Source organism: Microcoleus sp. LAD1_D5 (assembly GCF_036702115.1).
GTDB lineage: Bacteria > Cyanobacteriota > Cyanobacteriia > Cyanobacteriales > Microcoleaceae > Microcoleus.
This window is the reverse complement of record NZ_JAUBSA010000103.1, coordinates 1-15,563: the sequence shown is the minus strand read 5'-3', so window position 1 is coordinate 15,563 and position 15,563 is coordinate 1. Positions and strand designations below refer to the sequence as shown.

The 15,563-nt window shown below is 46.6% G+C and carries 15 protein-coding genes; 6 read left to right on the top strand and 9 right to left on the bottom strand.

Annotated features, from left to right (window positions below):
• The first annotated feature begins 597 nt into the window (after positions 1 to 597).
• Complete coding sequence (locus QUA70_RS26105; RefSeq protein WP_333410727.1) at positions 598 to 888, top strand: hypothetical protein; 291 nt, start codon at positions 598 to 600, stop codon at positions 886 to 888.
• A 10-nt stretch (positions 889 to 898) separates the two neighbouring features.
• On the opposite strand, the gene nadB is transcribed toward QUA70_RS26105, so the two are convergent.
• The 3 genes from nadB to QUA70_RS26090 all read right to left on the bottom strand — a co-directional run bounded on the left by nadB (position 899) and on the right by QUA70_RS26090 (position 4,560).
• Entirely contained in the window at positions 899 to 2,563 is a 1,665-nt protein-coding gene (gene nadB, locus QUA70_RS26100; protein ID WP_333350731.1) for an L-aspartate oxidase, read from the bottom strand.
• A gap of 321 nt (positions 2,564 to 2,884) precedes the next feature.
• The gene (psbU, locus tag QUA70_RS26095; protein WP_333335650.1) at positions 2,885 to 3,319 is read right to left on the bottom strand and encodes a photosystem II complex extrinsic protein PsbU; all 435 of its coding nucleotides are present in this window, start codon (positions 3,317 to 3,319) and stop codon (positions 2,885 to 2,887) included.
• 251 nt (positions 3,320 to 3,570) lie between these two features.
• Entirely contained in the window at positions 3,571 to 4,560 is a 990-nt protein-coding gene (locus tag QUA70_RS26090) for an adenylate/guanylate cyclase domain-containing protein (protein ID WP_333335653.1), read from the bottom strand.
• Positions 4,561 to 5,072: 512 nt separating this feature from the next.
• Here QUA70_RS26090 and hisF point away from each other — a divergent pair.
• Both hisF and QUA70_RS26080 read left to right on the top strand, forming a co-directional pair.
• The gene (hisF, locus tag QUA70_RS26085; protein ID WP_333335659.1) at positions 5,073 to 5,864 is read left to right on the top strand and encodes an imidazole glycerol phosphate synthase subunit HisF; all 792 of its coding nucleotides are present in this window, start codon (positions 5,073 to 5,075) and stop codon (positions 5,862 to 5,864) included.
• 434 nt (positions 5,865 to 6,298) lie between these two features.
• Entirely contained in the window at positions 6,299 to 6,640 is a 342-nt protein-coding gene (locus tag QUA70_RS26080) for a low temperature-induced protein (RefSeq protein WP_333335662.1), read from the top strand.
• A gap of 161 nt (positions 6,641 to 6,801) precedes the next feature.
• On the opposite strand, the gene QUA70_RS26075 is transcribed toward QUA70_RS26080, so the two are convergent.
• The gene (locus tag QUA70_RS26075; RefSeq protein ID WP_333335664.1) at positions 6,802 to 7,818 is read right to left on the bottom strand and encodes a sulfate/molybdate ABC transporter ATP-binding protein; all 1,017 of its coding nucleotides are present in this window, start codon (positions 7,816 to 7,818) and stop codon (positions 6,802 to 6,804) included.
• Between the two features lie 474 nt (positions 7,819 to 8,292).
• Here QUA70_RS26075 and argC point away from each other — a divergent pair, with 474 nt between their 5' ends.
• Entirely contained in the window at positions 8,293 to 9,351 is a 1,059-nt protein-coding gene (argC, locus tag QUA70_RS26070) for an N-acetyl-gamma-glutamyl-phosphate reductase (protein ID WP_333350733.1), read from the top strand.
• 122 nt (positions 9,352 to 9,473) lie between these two features.
• Here the strand turns inward: argC and eno are convergent, their stop codons facing one another.
• Positions 9,474 to 10,754 (bottom strand): phosphopyruvate hydratase, encoded by a 1,281-nt coding sequence (gene eno / locus QUA70_RS26065; RefSeq protein ID WP_445251678.1) that lies wholly within the window; start codon positions 10,752 to 10,754, stop codon positions 9,474 to 9,476.
• A gap of 302 nt (positions 10,755 to 11,056) precedes the next feature.
• On the opposite strand from eno, the gene QUA70_RS26060 reads away from it, so the two are divergent.
• The gene (locus QUA70_RS26060; protein ID WP_333335670.1) at positions 11,057 to 11,977 is read left to right on the top strand and encodes a calcium-binding protein; all 921 of its coding nucleotides are present in this window, start codon (positions 11,057 to 11,059) and stop codon (positions 11,975 to 11,977) included.
• A gap of 180 nt (positions 11,978 to 12,157) precedes the next feature.
• On the opposite strand, the gene QUA70_RS26055 is transcribed toward QUA70_RS26060, so the two are convergent.
• From QUA70_RS26055 to QUA70_RS26045, 3 genes are all read right to left on the bottom strand, one after another.
• Positions 12,158 to 12,808 carry a nucleoside triphosphate pyrophosphatase gene (locus QUA70_RS26055; protein ID WP_333350734.1) on the bottom strand — a complete coding sequence of 217 codons (651 nt, stop codon included), beginning with the start codon at positions 12,806 to 12,808 and terminating at the stop codon, positions 12,158 to 12,160.
• A 135-nt stretch (positions 12,809 to 12,943) separates the two neighbouring features.
• Entirely contained in the window at positions 12,944 to 13,483 is a 540-nt protein-coding gene (psbP, locus tag QUA70_RS26050) for a photosystem II reaction center PsbP (RefSeq protein ID WP_333060047.1), read from the bottom strand.
• Between the two features lie 143 nt (positions 13,484 to 13,626).
• Positions 13,627 to 13,839: a high light inducible protein gene (locus QUA70_RS26045; RefSeq protein ID WP_190659021.1), complete on the bottom strand. Its 213-nt coding sequence runs from the start codon at positions 13,837 to 13,839 to the stop codon at positions 13,627 to 13,629.
• Positions 13,840 to 14,157: 318 nt separating this feature from the next.
• Between QUA70_RS26045 and QUA70_RS26040 the strand changes: the two genes are divergently transcribed.
• Entirely contained in the window at positions 14,158 to 14,769 is a 612-nt protein-coding gene (locus tag QUA70_RS26040) for a hypothetical protein (protein ID WP_333335675.1), read from the top strand.
• Between the two features lie 399 nt (positions 14,770 to 15,168).
• Here QUA70_RS26040 and QUA70_RS26035 read toward each other — a convergent pair whose 3' ends face one another.
• A complete protein-coding gene (locus QUA70_RS26035) occupies positions 15,169 to 15,336 on the bottom strand; it encodes a hypothetical protein (protein WP_333335678.1) in 168 nt (55 codons plus the stop codon).
• Between the last annotated feature and the right edge of the window lie 227 nt (positions 15,337 to 15,563).

Below are 15,563 nucleotides of genomic sequence, written 5' to 3'. Positions count from 1 at the left end.
TTCTTGCACACTTCTCTCGCTCGCCCGCTCGAATAATCCAGGTCCGTCAGCTTTTGGCGCTTATTCAGCAAGTCCTAATTAATAACAGTTAAAAAACATAATGCAACTGTAGGTAAACTCCCAACTACAAGCTTAATAAGTCATTCCCAATGCTTAAATCATTTAATCTAAACTCTCAATATTTCCGACCAAGTTGGAGCATTTTTTATACCTCCAGCCCTGATCCAGCCCTGGGCGGGATATTATTTTCAGGCGCCAGATGTGCAGCTAACTTTGAAAAAATAGCTCGCTGCTAAAAGCATAAGCCCTGTAAGGTTTTTGAAACCGTTCAAAAAAATGTCAGAAGTATTGAAATCTCAAGTTTAAATCGTATAATCTGTCATCTGTCATTAGATAGAATTAGCCAAATATAAAACTTATGAGAGCAACTTGCTGTCTCATCTAAATGTTACAGAATATTAAAATAAATCACAACCTGAGACCAAATTAAAATCGCCAAAAACCCTTGATGTAAAAACGTTTATGTAAACTTACGAAAGTTAATTAAAGGAAATATAAAGATATCAGTGGAACTACGTAAATTAATAGATATAATAGGTGGTACGGACGTGGATCTACTACGGTGATTGGAATAAGGCTGTGAATACTATGCGTACTTTGATTCAGCTCACAACAACGGCAACTCTGGCGGCCTGCCTGCAAGTGAATACAGTGGGTACCGCAAATGCGGCTCGACTTGCCAGCAACTCAACCAGCAATTTCACAAAAGCCCGATCGACCCCCAGAGCTTGGACAGTTGCCCAAACCTCTAGGTTTCCAAATTACCCAAAAGAATACGAACCAGACCCGAACGGGAACCCCAAAAGCGACGGTACGGGGACGCGCTGACCCCAATTTTTCAATCTTCTGTTCGCCCAGATTGAGCAGCAGATTTGTACCAATTGCAATAGTGAATTAATGTGTGCGTAGACCAATCCGGATCGGTGAGGGGATAGTCCACCCGGTAATGACCGCCGCGGCTTTCGGTGCGAAACGCAGCACTTTTGAGAATTAAGTAGCCGATATCCAATAAATTGCCAACTTCTCCCCAATTTCGCAAAATCGAGCTATTTTCCGCCTCAGCAGGGGAAAAATCAACCATTTGGCCGGGCCGTAAATTATCAAGCGTTTGACTCAAAGGCAACGAAGCAAATTCTTGCCGCCAAATCTCAAGTTGGACGATCGCACTTTCCAAATCGCGTTGTCCTCGGCAAATTCCCGCACTCTGCCACACCAAATTAGGCAATTCGACCCGCAACTTTTTGATCGCCTCAATATCCTTTTCAGAAATCGATTTTTCCAAGATTTCCCCTGCATCTAACTCATCTGTGAGTGCCTTGGGCGTTCCACCTTCTAGCTGCAAAAGTCCCATCTGCGCCCCAAAAACCAGACATTCCAGCAGGGAATTGCTCGCCAACCGATTAGCGCCGTGTACCCCCGTGCTCGCAGTTTCTCCCACCGCGTACAAACCCGGAATCGAAGTTTGGTTGAACTTGTCAGCCACAATTCCTCCCATCCAGTAATGGGCTGCGGGTGTCACCGGCACTGGTTCGGAAAAAATATCAATTCCCCAATCAGCGCACACTTGAATAATATTCGGAAACCTGTAGCGGAGTCGATCGACCGCAATCGGTCGCAAATCCAGCCAAACATGAGGTTCCCCCGTCTTTTGCAAGTGACGGAAAATAGCACGGCTGACAACATCCCTAGGGGCGAGTTCCCCGCTGGGGTGAGAGTCAAAAGCAAAGCGATATCCCTTACTGTCAACCAAATGAGCTCCTTCTCCCCGCACCGCTTCGCTAATGAGAAACCGAGGCGCGCCGGCTGTGCTCAGCGCCGTCGGGTGAAACTGCACAAATTCTAAATCTCGCAGCAGCGCCCCGGCGCGCCACGCAATAGCCACCCCGTCCCCGGTACTTACCGACGGATTGGTGGTTTGAGCAAAAACTTGTCCGCCGCCGCCTGTCGCCAGCACCACGGCCGGAGCCTGCAGCCACTTGACTTGTGAGCCGCAAATCGAGCTAATCCCCTGACAGCGCCCGGTTTCGTCTAGCCACAAACCCAAAGCAAAGGCAGGAGATACGAGTTGAATGTTTTTGCGGCTTAATACTTTTGCTGTCAGCGTACTGATAACGGCTTTGCCCGTAGTGTCGGCGGCGTGGAGAACTCGGCGGCGGGAGTGGGCTGCTTCTAGGGTGAGGGCTAAATCTGGGCCGGTGCGATCGAATGCAACACCCATTTTCACCAGGGAGTCAATGCAAGCACCAGCTTCCTCGACTAAAAATTTCACCGCCTCCAAATCGCAAAGACCGGCTCCAGCAGCCAGTGTATCCTGAACGTGCAGCGCTGCGGAATCTTCAGGGGCGATCGCCGCGGCAATCCCTCCTTGAGCCCAATCGCTTGCAGAAACAGGCAGGGTATTTTTATTGATCAAGCCCACCTGTAAATGCTCTGGCAGGCAAAGTGCTGTGTACAAACCCGCCGCGCCAGCACCTATTACCAATACGTCAAATTTGTCAGTCATAAGTCGGCCGCCAGTCAATTTTAGATTTTAGATTTTAGATTTTAGATTTTAGAATTGAGTCTACAGATGAATCTGGGGACTTGAACTAATGTCAGTCAAGGGATTTTAGATTTTAGATTTTAGATTTTAGATTTTAGATGAATGAGGGGATCCCGCTTATTTCAATCTAGCGAATTTGCGTCGGCTTTTGTCGAATGGTGGTTGAAAGTAAGTGTTCAGAAATTAAAGGCAGAAGTCATCAGCCTGTAGAAAAGAATCTTTTCTTTCTGCCGAATGCCTTCTGCCCAATTGCGAATGCCTTCAAAGGAGGCCCGCTGCTACCTAGTCGTAGAGACCATTATTCAACCGATTGTCTCCTTCAATAAAGACTGATTCAACATCAGTTACGGTGAATTTGTCCATGTTAGCTTGCAGCACTTTTTTCTGAGCATCCGTCAAGTCTGAAATATTGAGTACGTCCTCAACTTTTTCGTAAGGAGCATTCTTAATAATTACTCGAGCTAAAGTGGGATACAACCCTCGAAATTCCCGAAAGTCCCGGACGGCGCTGTTGTTCAAATCAAGTTTTTTGCCGTATTCTGTGGCAAGCTTCTCATCGGCGCGATTGGTTCTAGCCGGAACTTCAACAGCTAGGAGCGAGGATGATGGCAAGACGATACGGCTCAAGGTTGCCGCGATCGCACTTTGGTCTCCAGCCCATGCAAAGCAGCCCAGCACTAAGCCCAATACTGCCAATAGACGACCCAATCGTTTCATGAAGTTTTGTCTCCCAATTTCATACACAGCATTTATGTAGAGACTACCATTTTGCTTATGCAGTTTTTCAGATAAATCCGCAATAGGTAGAGGGCTGTTATAAACTTTACATTTTTGTATTGACAAGGCTGACGATATATGATAATGACCGACTTTTAAGCATCGCAGGCCAGTTTATAAAAGGCAGTCCAAATTAAAAACTCGGACTGCTATTTTCAAGGGTTAATTTTGCCCCGCAGCCCATTTTCTAGCTATCGAGAACTATTTTCTTTCCTTTTGAGAAAAGCGTTCAAGTCAGCATAAGTACCAGCGTAAGTCAGGCTGGGAGTTTCGTAACCCTTCAAAGCCACGGTGTGCGGCTCGAAAGCGCCCTGGGCACCCAATTGGGTGAGGTATTTGTAGGTCGTTTCTCCCACAGCGATATCCTTCCCGAGTTGCTTGGTGCAAGATTCCAGGCGAAATGCTGCGTTTACAGTATCTCCCAAGGCGGTATAGTCCGATCGGTCGCTGCTGCCAGAATTTCCCACCATTGCATAACCAGTATTGATTCCCGCCCCGACTCGCAAAGGAAAAGGCAGGGGGTAACGGCTGCTGAGTTCGTCTGTTGCCTTGTGCAGTTCGCTCAAAGCTTGGCAAATCCGCATCATTTCCTCGCTGCTGACACCGCTGGTTTTGTGGAACCAGACGGCCATAATCGCATCGCCGATGTATTTGTCCACCCAACTGCCGTGTTCGCGAATGATCTGCCCTGCTTTGCGGAACCAATTGCCAATGACTTCCGACAGCAGGGTTTCGTCTAGCTGCCTAGTCAAAACAGTAAAGTCTCGGATGTCCATTACCATGACGCTAATCAGGCTACGTACCGTCAAAGTCGCCGTAAAATCATCCGAGTCTGTGTCGTGTATTGGATCGAGCGGCTGGCCCGCGGTTGGGTTGTAGAAGTCCAATTCGGTTTGACCGAAAATAATCCGATCGCCATTTCTGAGAGTGACAGGAATGCTGACCCGCCGCCCGTTGACAAAGGAACCATTGCGGCTGCCCAAGTCGATTAGGTAGAACTCTCCTGTCTCCATTTGCTGTAACATCGCGTGATTACGGGAAATCCAGCGATCGGTCAGTACAAAATTATTGTCATCGCTCCGCCCTACTGTCCAGCAATTGCTGCCGGAGAGCGGCAAGTAGCGATTGCCGCTTTTCTCTGTACGAAGTACCAAATGTGGATTGGCTTGCAAAGTCACCACAGCCCTAAAAACGACATCAAGTCAACCGATTTGAGATTTTAAACTTTAAATTTTAACTTTACCGCGCGGCTTATAACTGAGATTGCTGCTAAAAAACCTCCAATCGGCTGTTCTCAAATCTAAAATTGTTTAGTCGATCGTCGATGCACCAAACCATACAGGATTGCCGAACCACAATTCGATCGCCCGCAAAGGTAGTTATGGTTCGATCATAAGCGAAATTGTCATATTTTTCACCCCAAAGATGTCTCTGGGGAGTTAAATTTGTTGCTTTTTGCGGAAACATAACTCTCTACCCATATTCTACCTAAGCTCAGGGCTCCCGCTGCGAGCCAAGTTTTATTTATGCTCAGGGGGCCTAAAAAAACTGATAAATGGCTCCCCGGCTCCGACCGAGAATTGTTAAACACAAGGTATCTTTAAGATTTGTGGCTTAACTTCGGGTTTTTGAAGATATCAACAAAGCCTTTTCCTCGCTGCAGCGGTCAATAAGTTGGAAACACGAGAATTTTATGTTGTCGAAAAGAATTTTGCCTTGTTTGGATGTGAAAGCCGGTCGCGTGGTCAAAGGTGTCAATTTTGTCAACCTTCAGGATGCTGGCGATCCGGTAGAAATGGCTCAGGTTTACAATGATGCCGGTGCTGACGAGTTGGTGTTTCTGGACATTACGGCGACTCACGAAGACCGGAATATTATGATCGATGTGGTGTACCGAACGGCAGATCGAGTATTTATCCCTTTGACGGTGGGCGGTGGCATCCAATCCTTAGACACAATTAAAAGTTTATTGAGGGCGGGCGCTGATAAGGTCAGCATTAATTCGGCGGCGGTGCGCGATCCGAGTTTAATTGACAAAGCCAGCGATCGATTTGGTAATCAGTGCATTGTAGTGGCGATCGACGCTCGCAAACGGCAAGACGCAGATAATCCTGGTTGGGACGTGTACGTGCGCGGAGGGCGAGAAAATACCGGAAAAGATGCGATCGCCTGGGCCAAAGAAGCCGAACAGCGCGGCGCCGGCGAAATTCTGGTGACAAGCATGGACTCTGATGGCACTCAAGCCGGTTACGATTTGGAATTAACTCGAAGCATTGCCGAAATTGTCGAAATTCCCGTCATCGCTTCCGGCGGCGCCGGCAACTGCCACCACATCTACGAAGCCGTGACACAGGGCAAAGCAGAAGCAGCCCTGCTGGCTTCCCTGCTGCATTACGGGCAACTCAGTGTAGGAGAAATTAAAACTTATCTAGCAAAATGTCAAGTTCCCGTGCGACAGCAGCAGCCATTAGTTATTAGTCATTAGTCAGTGGAGAGTCGGGGGCATCTTAATATCTTGCAACATTTTCAACAAATCGCTCTGGGAGTTCACTCAACCGCCCTCTCACAATGCCAACACGCTAAATAAACCTGCCGCCACCCCACAATAATACCCGTTACTGACATTGATACCGCTATGTGAGGCGCATCCGAAGGCACTTATGTAGAATTTTTTTGATTCTACACAAGTGCCTTCTACATAAATGTCTTGGGGCGATCGACGCCAGTGATCTAGAAATATTCCCTGAGAAGGATTTCAAATACCCGCTTTTTCAGCTAAATATTATATGTTAGCTCAATTTGAAAGAGAGCAACGGTTGCTTTTCTCAAACTTGAGTTAAAGATTGTGCAGAATTTGAGTGAGCTTCAGCCTGTTAACAATCTTAGCGATCAAAACTTCTAAAAACGGAGAAATTTTGTATGTCTTTTATCAGCTTTAACCTCCCTGCCAAGCGTTTAGTTCGCACTTTAATAGCTGTTTGTTTTTGTGCCTTGATGTTTGTTTCTAATGCTTTCCCGGCTTTTGCCGTTACCAGCAGCCCCACCAAAGGTGAAGACCAACTTTTGGGTATTGAAAAAGAATCTCAAGAAGCTGTACTGAAAAAACCGATGTCCTTGGAAGAAACTCAAGAAAAAGCCAGCAAAGGGCCTAACGAAGTTCAGGGAGACGCTGACATTGAAAAAATGAAAAATCCTTCCAATACAGAAGCTACATCCTTTGAGCAACAAGTCAAAAAAGCTGTCAGCAAAATTAAAGACTAACTCAGCGCGCAGTAGTCAGCGGACGGTTGTCAGTATAAAAGATTAGGGACACGGCGCGGTGCCGTGTCCCTAGAATTTTTTTTGTAGAGACACTGCACCGCGCCACCTCCTTTGAAAGGCAGTATCCAATCTAAATTTAGCTTTAGTTTTCAGAGTTGGTCTTAGATGGAATAAAAAAGTGGAAAGGACTTGGCACCTTTCGGCTTTACGAACACTCTTTGCTGGGGCTGCAAGTTCAAGCTATCGAATTTTTCTCTAGTCAAATTAGCGTTTACTACTTGACCGTCATCTAAGGTTAATTCTACCTGAATTTCCCATCCCAAATGAATCAAGCGACTGATTCTTGCAGGCACTGTTGCACTATTTTCTGTAGTTTCAATTACTACGTCGTGAGGGCGCAAGAAAATCTCCGGGTTGGCTGAGTCAAAGCCGTTGTCTTGAAACATTCTTGAACTGCTGGGCAATACATTGACTGGACCGATAAAACTCATTACGAAAGCACTAGCGGGATGGTCGTAAATTTCTGCGGGTGTGCCTACTTGTTCGATTTTACCTTTATTCATTACTGTAATGTGATCGGCAACTTCCATCGCTTCTTCTTGATCATGCGTCACAAAGACTGTGGTAACGTGAACTTCGTCGTGCAGTCGCCGCAACCAAGCACGCAAGTCTTTGCGAACTTTGGCATCGAGAGCTCCAAAAGGTTCGTCTAGCAGTAACACTTTCGGTTCCACAGCCAGGGCCCTGGCGAGGGCCACCCGCTGGCGCTGGCCTCCTGAAAGTTGCGACGGGTATCTATCGCCCAATCCTGCCAATTGCACTAAATTCAACAATTCTTCTACCCGCGATTTGACTTTCGCGGGCGGTGTTTTCTGAATTTGCATCCCGAAAGCGATGTTTTTTCGCACTGTCATGTGCTTGAATAGCGCGTAGTGCTGAAACACGAAGCCAATTTTGCGGTCTTGGACGCTAGTATTGGTCGCATCTTGACCTGTCAGCCAGATTTTGCCAGAGTCGGGCATTTCTAAACCGGCAATCAGTCGCAGCAGTGTAGACTTGCCGGAACCAGACGGGCCCAGCAATGCGACTAGGGAACCCGATTCAATTTCTAAGCTGACTCGATCGAGTGCTTGGAAACTGCCAAACTGTTTTGATACGTTTTCTACAACTATGCCCATAGGTAGGAAGAAGGAAGAGGGAGGAGGGAACAGGGAAGAGGGGAGAGGGAACAGGGAAGAGGCAGGATACAGGAAGCAAGAGGCAAGAGGCAAGAGGGAAAAATGTTAATCTCCGGTTTGTGGATGGGTTAAGGTAAGTTTTTTTATAGCACGATCGCACATCAGTTTGTTAATTTTAGGGTTTTGGCGATCGGTCAGTCGATTTTAGATTTTAGATTTTAGATTTTAGATTTTAGATTTACTTGCAGCTTGGAATCGGGAAGATGGAACTTTGGTCTAAAATTTTGGGCTCTCCAGGAAAGGAGTCGGGGCTTTGTATCGGTTTTTGGGCGGTGTCAAACAGCCGAAAATTAACAAAAATGCACCTCCAACACAAAACAATATAATTCTTTGCCACCAAAGTTGGCGTTTGGTACTACAATGCAGCAAAAGTTCAAGCGTTTTTGACTTCAACGGCTGAGGGGATAAAGGAAAATGGGAGATGTTGGACGTGTGCCTGTAGGAATTATCGGCGCTTCAGGGTACGGCGGCGTGCAACTTGTGCGACTGCTGGCGGATCACCCAGCGGCTGAAGTAGTGTATTTGGGCGGGGATAGCAGTGCGGGAAAACCTTTTTCCAGCCTTTATCCGCATTTGACTAACTGCATTGACTTGACAGTGGAGGCGATCGACCTAGACAAAATAGCGGCAAAATGTGAAGTTGTGTTTCTGTCGCTGCCGAACGGTTTAGCTTGCAAAATGGCACCGACGCTGATAGAAAAAGGCTGCAAAGTATTGGATTTGTCGGCGGACTACAGATTTGAAAATCTGGAAACTTACAAAGCTTGGTACGGCGGCGAACGATTAGACTCCTCAGTGGCTGCAACCGCTGTTTACGGTTTGCCAGAATTGTACCGCGATCGAATTAAAGACGCTCAGTTAGTAGGCTGTGCCGGCTGCTACGTGACTGCTAGTTTATTAGCCCTAGCACCTTTGCTCAAACAAGGCCTCATCGTGCCAGAAACAGCAATTATCGACGCCAAATCCGGTGCTTCTGGAGGGGGCCGCAAAGCCGAAGTTAATCTCTTGTTGGCTGAAGCAGAGGGCTCTCTGGGCGCTTACGGCGTTGGCCGCCACCGCCACACGCCAGAAATCGAGCAAATTTGCAGCGATTTAGCGGGACACGATATTAAAGTTCAGTTTACTCCCCACCTAATTCCGATGGTGCGGGGAATTCTGGCGACTGTGTACGCAACTTTGCGCGATCCGGGTTTGGTGCGAGAAGATTTAATCACAATTTTCACTGCTTTTTACCGCAATTGTCCTTGGGTAAAAGTGTTACCGGCTGGAGTTTACCCGCAAACAAAATGGGCTTGCGGCACAAACCTTTGTTATATCGGCATCGAAGTCGATCCGCGTACTGACAGGGTGATTGTACTGTCGGCGATCGACAATTTAATTAAGGGACAAGCCGGTCAAGGCATCCAGTGCATGAACTTGATGATGGGCTGGGAAGAAACTTTGGGTTTGCCACAATTGGCTTTCTATCCTTAATTGGTAATTGGGCATTGGGCATTGGTGATGAAAATTAAAAACTAACCGATTACCGATTACCAATTACCCATTCCCAATTACCGATTACCAATTACCCATTCCCAATTACCGATTACCAAGTGTTATTTAGGTCCGTAACCGATCGACCCAGCATAAATTGCCCGATCGCCCAATTGGTCCTCAATCCGTAACAAACGGTTGTATTTAGCCACCCGTTCGCTGCGACACAAAGAACCAGTCTTGATTTGGCCGGCGCGAGTCGCTACCGCTAAATCGGCAATTGTGGTATCTTCAGTTTCACCGGAACGGTGGCTGATGACGGCTCGATAGCTGTTCCGTTTGCCGAGGTCGATCGTATCCAAAGTCTCCGTCAAAGAACCAATTTGATTCAGCTTAATCAAAATCGAATTGCTAGCTTTCAAATCAATTCCTTTTTGCAGCCGCGTGCGATTAGTAACAAACAAATCGTCACCAACCAATTGAACTTTGCTGCCCATTTTCTGCGTCAGCGCTACCCAACTGTCCCAATCGTCTTCATGCAAACCATCTTCAATCGAAACAATGGGATATTGACTCACCAAACCATCCAAATAATCGATTAATTCTGCCGGCGAATGAGCCACACCGTCGTAAGTGTACTGCCCATCTTTGTAAAATTCGCTAGCAGCAACATCCAAAGCTAAAGCAACTTGTTCACCTGGTTTGTAGCCAGCTTTTTCAATAGCTGCAATCAACAAATCCAAAGCTGCTTGATTGGATTTAAGATTAGGCGCAAAACCGCCTTCATCACCCACACCAGTTAGCAAACCCTCAGCTTTTAAGACTTTACTCAAGGATTCAAATACCTCTGCACCCCAGCGTAAAGCTTCTTTAAAAGAAGGCGCACCCACAGGGACAATCATAAATTCTTGAATGTCCACATTATTGTTAGCGTGAGAACCCCCGTTGATCACGTTCATCAGTGGTACGGGCAAAACGTTCGCCAAGGGCCCGCCTAAGTAGCGGTAAAGGGGGAGTCCTAAAGTCTCGGCGGCCGCCTTTGCTGTGGCTAAGGAGACTCCGAGAATGGCATTTGCGCCGAGGTGGGATTTGTTGGGGGAACCGTCCAACTCAATCATGGTTTGGTCTACCAGTGCTTGGTCGATCGCATCTAGATTAGCCAAAGCGGGGGCAATTTTGTGTTCGACGTTAGCGACGGCTTTTAGGACTCCTTTGCCACCATAACGGCTTTTGTCGTCGTCGCGGAGTTCGTGGGCTTCAAAAGAGCCTGTAGAGGCACCGCTGGGGACTTGGGCGATCCCCACAACGCCGTTGGCTAGGTAAACTTCCGCTTCAATGGTGGGGCGACCACGGGAGTCGAGGATTTCTCTGGCTTGAATAGATTCGATCGCAGTGTCTAGCATATTAATTATTCCGAACTTAACTCAAGGTTTCATGACAATTAGCAGTCTCTGGGTTTTCCCACGCTGACTGCTGACGGGTAATAGAGTACGCGATCCCCAGAATTATTGGTACACAGTTCAAAATATTTGCGGATTTGGACGAGCAGACTCGTGTCAATAAGCTAAACTTGTTGAATAAAGACCTCCGGCAAGTTTGACAATAATTTGATTGTTTTAACCCCAGATTCCCGCAGATTTCTTAATTGCAACCTTTGTTAAAATCAGAATGTCACCAAAGTCAATCAAAAAAGGAGAAACCTAAGATGTTAGAAACAAATCTCCAAGAAATTAGAGCATTAGCTGAAAATTCAGACCCAATTATTGCTGATCCCCCAAACATCCAATTACTCACAGGGCCATTGCCAAATCCAGGCAGCGACCCCAACTTTTTTGACTTAACTCCCAATGACGACGCAGTTCAATTAGCCAACGGAATTCTGCGGAATACTCCCGGTGGTTTGCGGGCTTTAGATGGTAACGATTTTGTCAGAGGTTCAGGTGGTGCGGAACTGATGAACGGTAACAGCGGCATAGATACTTTAATCGGAGGCTGCGGTAACGATACGATTCGCGGCGGCCAAGATTTTGACATTCTTTATGGAGAATGTGGCAGCGATTTACTCAGTGGCAATCAAGGTGGTGACGTAGCCTATGGAGGCACGGGCAATGACTTTATTCGGGGGGGTCAAGGGAGTGATGCTTTAGTCGGAGATAGCGGTAACGATACTCTGATTGGTGATGCTGGAGTCGATAGACTTTGGGGAAAAGAAGGCGCAGATTTGTTTGTAATTAGAAGAGAAACCGGGGCAACTTCGCGGGAATTTGGTTCCGAGCAATCCCCTCCAATTGGAACTTTTCCTTTGAATACAGAAGAAGTGCCAGCAGATTTTATACTCGATTACAATCCGCTCGAAGGAGATGTAATTGGATTGGCGGGAGGACTGACGCGAAACGATCTTGTTTTGACCGAAAGGTTTGCCACAATTGGTGATGCCAGAGATTACGACAGCAGGGGGCCTATTCCTCCGGGATCGATTATAACTACTGAGTTTAGATTTTTAAACACTAAGGCGACGGTGATTCGGGAAGCGAGTACCGGAAATATCTTGGGTTTAGTTAAGGATGTTTCGCCAAGTCAACTTCAGTTTACCTCTGTGTCTGACGGGGCGATCGCTCTAGGGTAATTACCAACTGGTGGGCAAGGCTAATTTGCATAGTACGGACGGGCGAAACGCCCATTCCACAAGAGGAAAGGCAAAATTCATAATCTTCCTAGGCTATGCCTGGGAACGCATTTTACTGTTGCTCTGCCTCCCGATTTCTGAGATTATGGGCAATGTAAATAGTCCCCTGTCCACCAAACTTTAAGATTGCCAGAAATCCGCCACATCATATCCCATTTCGCTGAGCATTTGCCGCAGCAGAGGTAAGCTCAAACCGATCACATTTGTGTGACATCCTTCGATTTGTTCCACAAAAAAGCCGCCTTTACCTTCGAGTGCAAAACAGCCTGCACAGGCGAGGGGCTCTCCGGTAGCGACGTAAGCCGCTATTTGGCGCGAGGTAACTTCCGCAAAATGAACTTTTGTAACTTGACAGCGAATGAGCGATCGCGACCTTGCCTCACCCAAGTCATCGAATTTAGTATCAATTAAAGCATGACCCGTATACAGTTCGCCTACCTTACCGCGCATTTTATGCCATCGCGAGATTGCTTCTTCCGCATCCTTTGGTTTGCCGTGAATTTCGCCATCTATGAGCAAAATTGAATCGCATCCCAACACCAAACAGGATTTGGGATTAGGGATTTGCGGGTGAGAATTAGCCAGTAAAAACTTAGCTACAGCCTCAGCTTTTCCCTCTGCTAAAACCTGCACTAAATTAGTGGCATCCCTCATTTGTATTTGCCCTTCATCAAAGTCGCTGGGGCAAATCACAGCTTGAATGCCGGCATTTTCTAGGAGGCGACGGCGCGCTGGAGAAGCTGAAGCTAATACAAAAGTGGGATTTTTCATAAGTTAAGAAGGAAGAAGGAAGAAGGAAGAGGTAAGAGGTAAGAAGGAAGAGGTAAGAAGGAAGAAAAATAAACTCAACTATTCCCGCTCCCCAATGCCCTGCACCCTCTTCCCCCTCCCCAATTACTTTTTAACCTAATAAACAGAGAAAGATTTAACAACTTTCTCAAAAGCTTCTTTTACCTTGGGCCAGCGTTCTTCGGTAGTGGAAACGTTAAGAGTAAAAAGTTTGCCGCGGCTGACGGCTACACTCGCTAAGTTGTGGCGTTCTTGGTTTGGCAACTTAACGGCATATTCTAATATGTAATAGTTTTTCGATCGCGATTCACGAGCTTCTGCATTGACTAATTCAGCTTCACGGCCGGAATCACTTGGGGCGATCGCACTTTTGCTGAGCTTGTATCCCACATCCGTCGGCGTTCCCAAATCCGCCAGAGTTTTGTCCTTCGCGACTGGACTGATTACCACGCTGACGTTCTCGGTTTGCTGAATCAAATCGCGGAACACCACATCGGGCCCGTTAGAAACCGCGATCGGCAGCCAGCCGTTAGGATAAAGAAATTGATAGCCATCGCCAGTATCAACGTAGCTTTTGAGTCCAGTGACTTTAGACACACAACCGGTCAAGGTGAGGCTTAGAACAACCAGAAGTATTGCCGCAATTCGTTTGAGCATTCTTTTTACGGGTAGGGTAAAACAAAAATATTTAATTTTAATTGTCTCACCAAACCTTGCCCCTCAAAATAGTTAAGCTATGGATCGCCGTTTGTGTACCGCCAGCGATCCATAGCCATATAGTTTAATTGTTAACAAAATCATTACAGGTGAGTCAGCCAGCTAATCAGCCCGTGCTTGGTCGAAACTTCTAAAGCCAAGAGAGAAACAAAGCCAATCATGGCAAGGCGGCCGTTTAAGCGTTCGGCGTAGGGGGTAAAGCCAGTGCGGGGTTCGTCATCGACGTATACTTGCGGCTCGATCGCAAAATTGTTCATTTTGCCTTGGTCGTCCAGCATTAAGCCTCTGTTACTCATGTTTTTTTTCCTAAATGGTTTTTAGTGTACTGTAAATAAATGTAACAGACTTGTGAAGATATGTAAAGGATTGTGAGAAATTTTTTTTAAATACCTCGATCTGACACCAGTTTAAAAAAAAATGCAACTGTATGCAAGCTCTAAACCCTTATATACTCAGTCATTCCCAAATCTAAAATCTAAAATCTAAAATGGTATGACTGTGGGTAGACTCAGGGCCCCAGAGGGGGGAGGATAGAGTGGAGAGGCACAAAAGTCGATGGTGTATGGCAAATCCAGTCTGGGTTTGACAAAAATTGTGGAACGGAGGAAAAATTTATGCGGGCCAGTCTGGAAATGCGGTGGTTTTATAGCGGTGCACTGCCAAAATCGATCAATCAATGGTTTGGAAGCGAGAGTCTCGGCGCGTATCTTTCGCCTCCTGAAGAGCGGGAAGACATATATTTGCTAGTACCTAACTGCGACTACTTGGGAGTGAAGCTGCGTGGGAAAACCTTGGAGGTAAAGTGGCGTCAGGCAGAGTTGGGGACGATGCAGTTCGCCAATCGCTGGGAAGGCAAAGCCGAGAAGTGGCTGAAGTGGGTTTGTGCGGACACGATGGCGCCGATACCGGCGGATATTGTGGCGACCGGAAAGTGGGTGGGAGTCAAGAAAAAGCGAGCGCAGCGTCTTTATCAAGTTTCGGCCCCTGGTTCCCTGATGTCTGTGCCTGTGGAAGCCCCAATTCCCCAAGGTTGCACCGTGGAACTTACTCAGTTGAACATTAATGGCAGCGCCTGGTGGACTTTGGGATTTGAAGCGTTTGGCAGCGAAAGTTGTTTGACAGAAAGCCTGCAAACAGTTGCTAGTTGGACTAGCAAGAGTTATCAGGCCCAAAAGTTGAAAGCTGAGGATTCTTCTGCTTATCCGATTTGGCTGGGCAGCAAGTAATATCAAATCCGGCAATAATACCTCCTGTATTCTTTAGTCCTCCTCTGCTGGGACGAGAAGCAAGTGTAGACGTGGTTTCAACCGCCGAGTCTGGCCGTCCTGGACGCCACTGGCATATATGGTAAGGTGTTCTACTACCGGAAATCTTCAATAATCTTTCAATAACGATGTCTGACGCACCTGAGATGTTGCACCATTTTCAATTAGGTTTTTTACGGGCGGGCAGGATGCCCACCCACAAGAAAACTCACTCTTTGTGGAACAGGCATCTTGCCTGTTCTTGAGAATGGTGCAAGATGCACCCTAAAAATCGATCGTCCTGTGACAGTTGGCCTTAGTCTTATCTGATAGAGGGGGTATGAAACTGTAAGCTAATTTCTACCCAAATATAGACAAATATTACTGATTGTCCACTTCTTGAATCAATTCATCAACAATTCCTCTAAGCCGTTCTTGCCAGTTAGGAACGGCTTTAAGCTTTTCTCTAACTCCAGGCAATACTTTGAACTGCACGGGAACCTTATCATACGCCACTTTGTTATCAGGCTTAAATTTTATTCTAGACATATTGTCAAACTTCTAATTAATCTGGTATACTAGAAAATATAAACCATTTGAGTGGTCGAGTCAAATGCAATTAGTAGAGAAACACGTCATTAGCCGACAGCATAAATTTTGGAACGAGTGTGACCATTTAGCTTTACAGTCCAAGCATCTTTACCAAGAAAATGGGTCTAAAGCCCGGTCCTTTTAGGACGGCTTTAATTTCCCCAGAACTGTGATAGAGTGTTTTA

Coding starts and splice junctions, on each gene's coding strand:
- nadB (WP_333350731.1), bottom strand. CDS start 2,563: ATGACTGACAAATTTGACGTATTGGTAATAGGTGCTGGCGCGGCGGGT.
- psbU (WP_333335650.1), bottom strand. CDS start 3,319: ATGAAACGATTGGGTCGTCTATTGGCAGTATTGGGCTTAGTGCTGGGC.
- hisF (WP_333335659.1), top strand. CDS start 5,073: ATGTTGTCGAAAAGAATTTTGCCTTGTTTGGATGTGAAAGCCGGTCGC.
- QUA70_RS26080 (WP_333335662.1), top strand. CDS start 6,299: ATGTCTTTTATCAGCTTTAACCTCCCTGCCAAGCGTTTAGTTCGCACT.
- QUA70_RS26075 (WP_333335664.1), bottom strand. CDS start 7,818: ATGGGCATAGTTGTAGAAAACGTATCAAAACAGTTTGGCAGTTTCCAA.
- argC (WP_333350733.1), top strand. CDS start 8,293: ATGGGAGATGTTGGACGTGTGCCTGTAGGAATTATCGGCGCTTCAGGG.
- eno (WP_445251678.1), bottom strand. CDS start 10,754: ATGCTAGACACTGCGATCGAATCTATTCAAGCCAGAGAAATCCTCGAC.
- QUA70_RS26060 (WP_333335670.1), top strand. CDS start 11,057: ATGTTAGAAACAAATCTCCAAGAAATTAGAGCATTAGCTGAAAATTCA.
- QUA70_RS26055 (WP_333350734.1), bottom strand. CDS start 12,808: ATGAAAAATCCCACTTTTGTATTAGCTTCAGCTTCTCCAGCGCGCCGT.
- psbP (WP_333060047.1), bottom strand. CDS start 13,483: ATGCTCAAACGAATTGCGGCAATACTTCTGGTTGTTCTAAGCCTCACC.
- QUA70_RS26045 (WP_190659021.1), bottom strand. CDS start 13,839: ATGAGTAACAGAGGCTTAATGCTGGACGACCAAGGCAAAATGAACAAT.
- QUA70_RS26040 (WP_333335675.1), top strand. CDS start 14,158: ATGCGGGCCAGTCTGGAAATGCGGTGGTTTTATAGCGGTGCACTGCCA.
- QUA70_RS26035 (WP_333335678.1), bottom strand. CDS start 15,336: ATGTCTAGAATAAAATTTAAGCCTGATAACAAAGTGGCGTATGATAAG.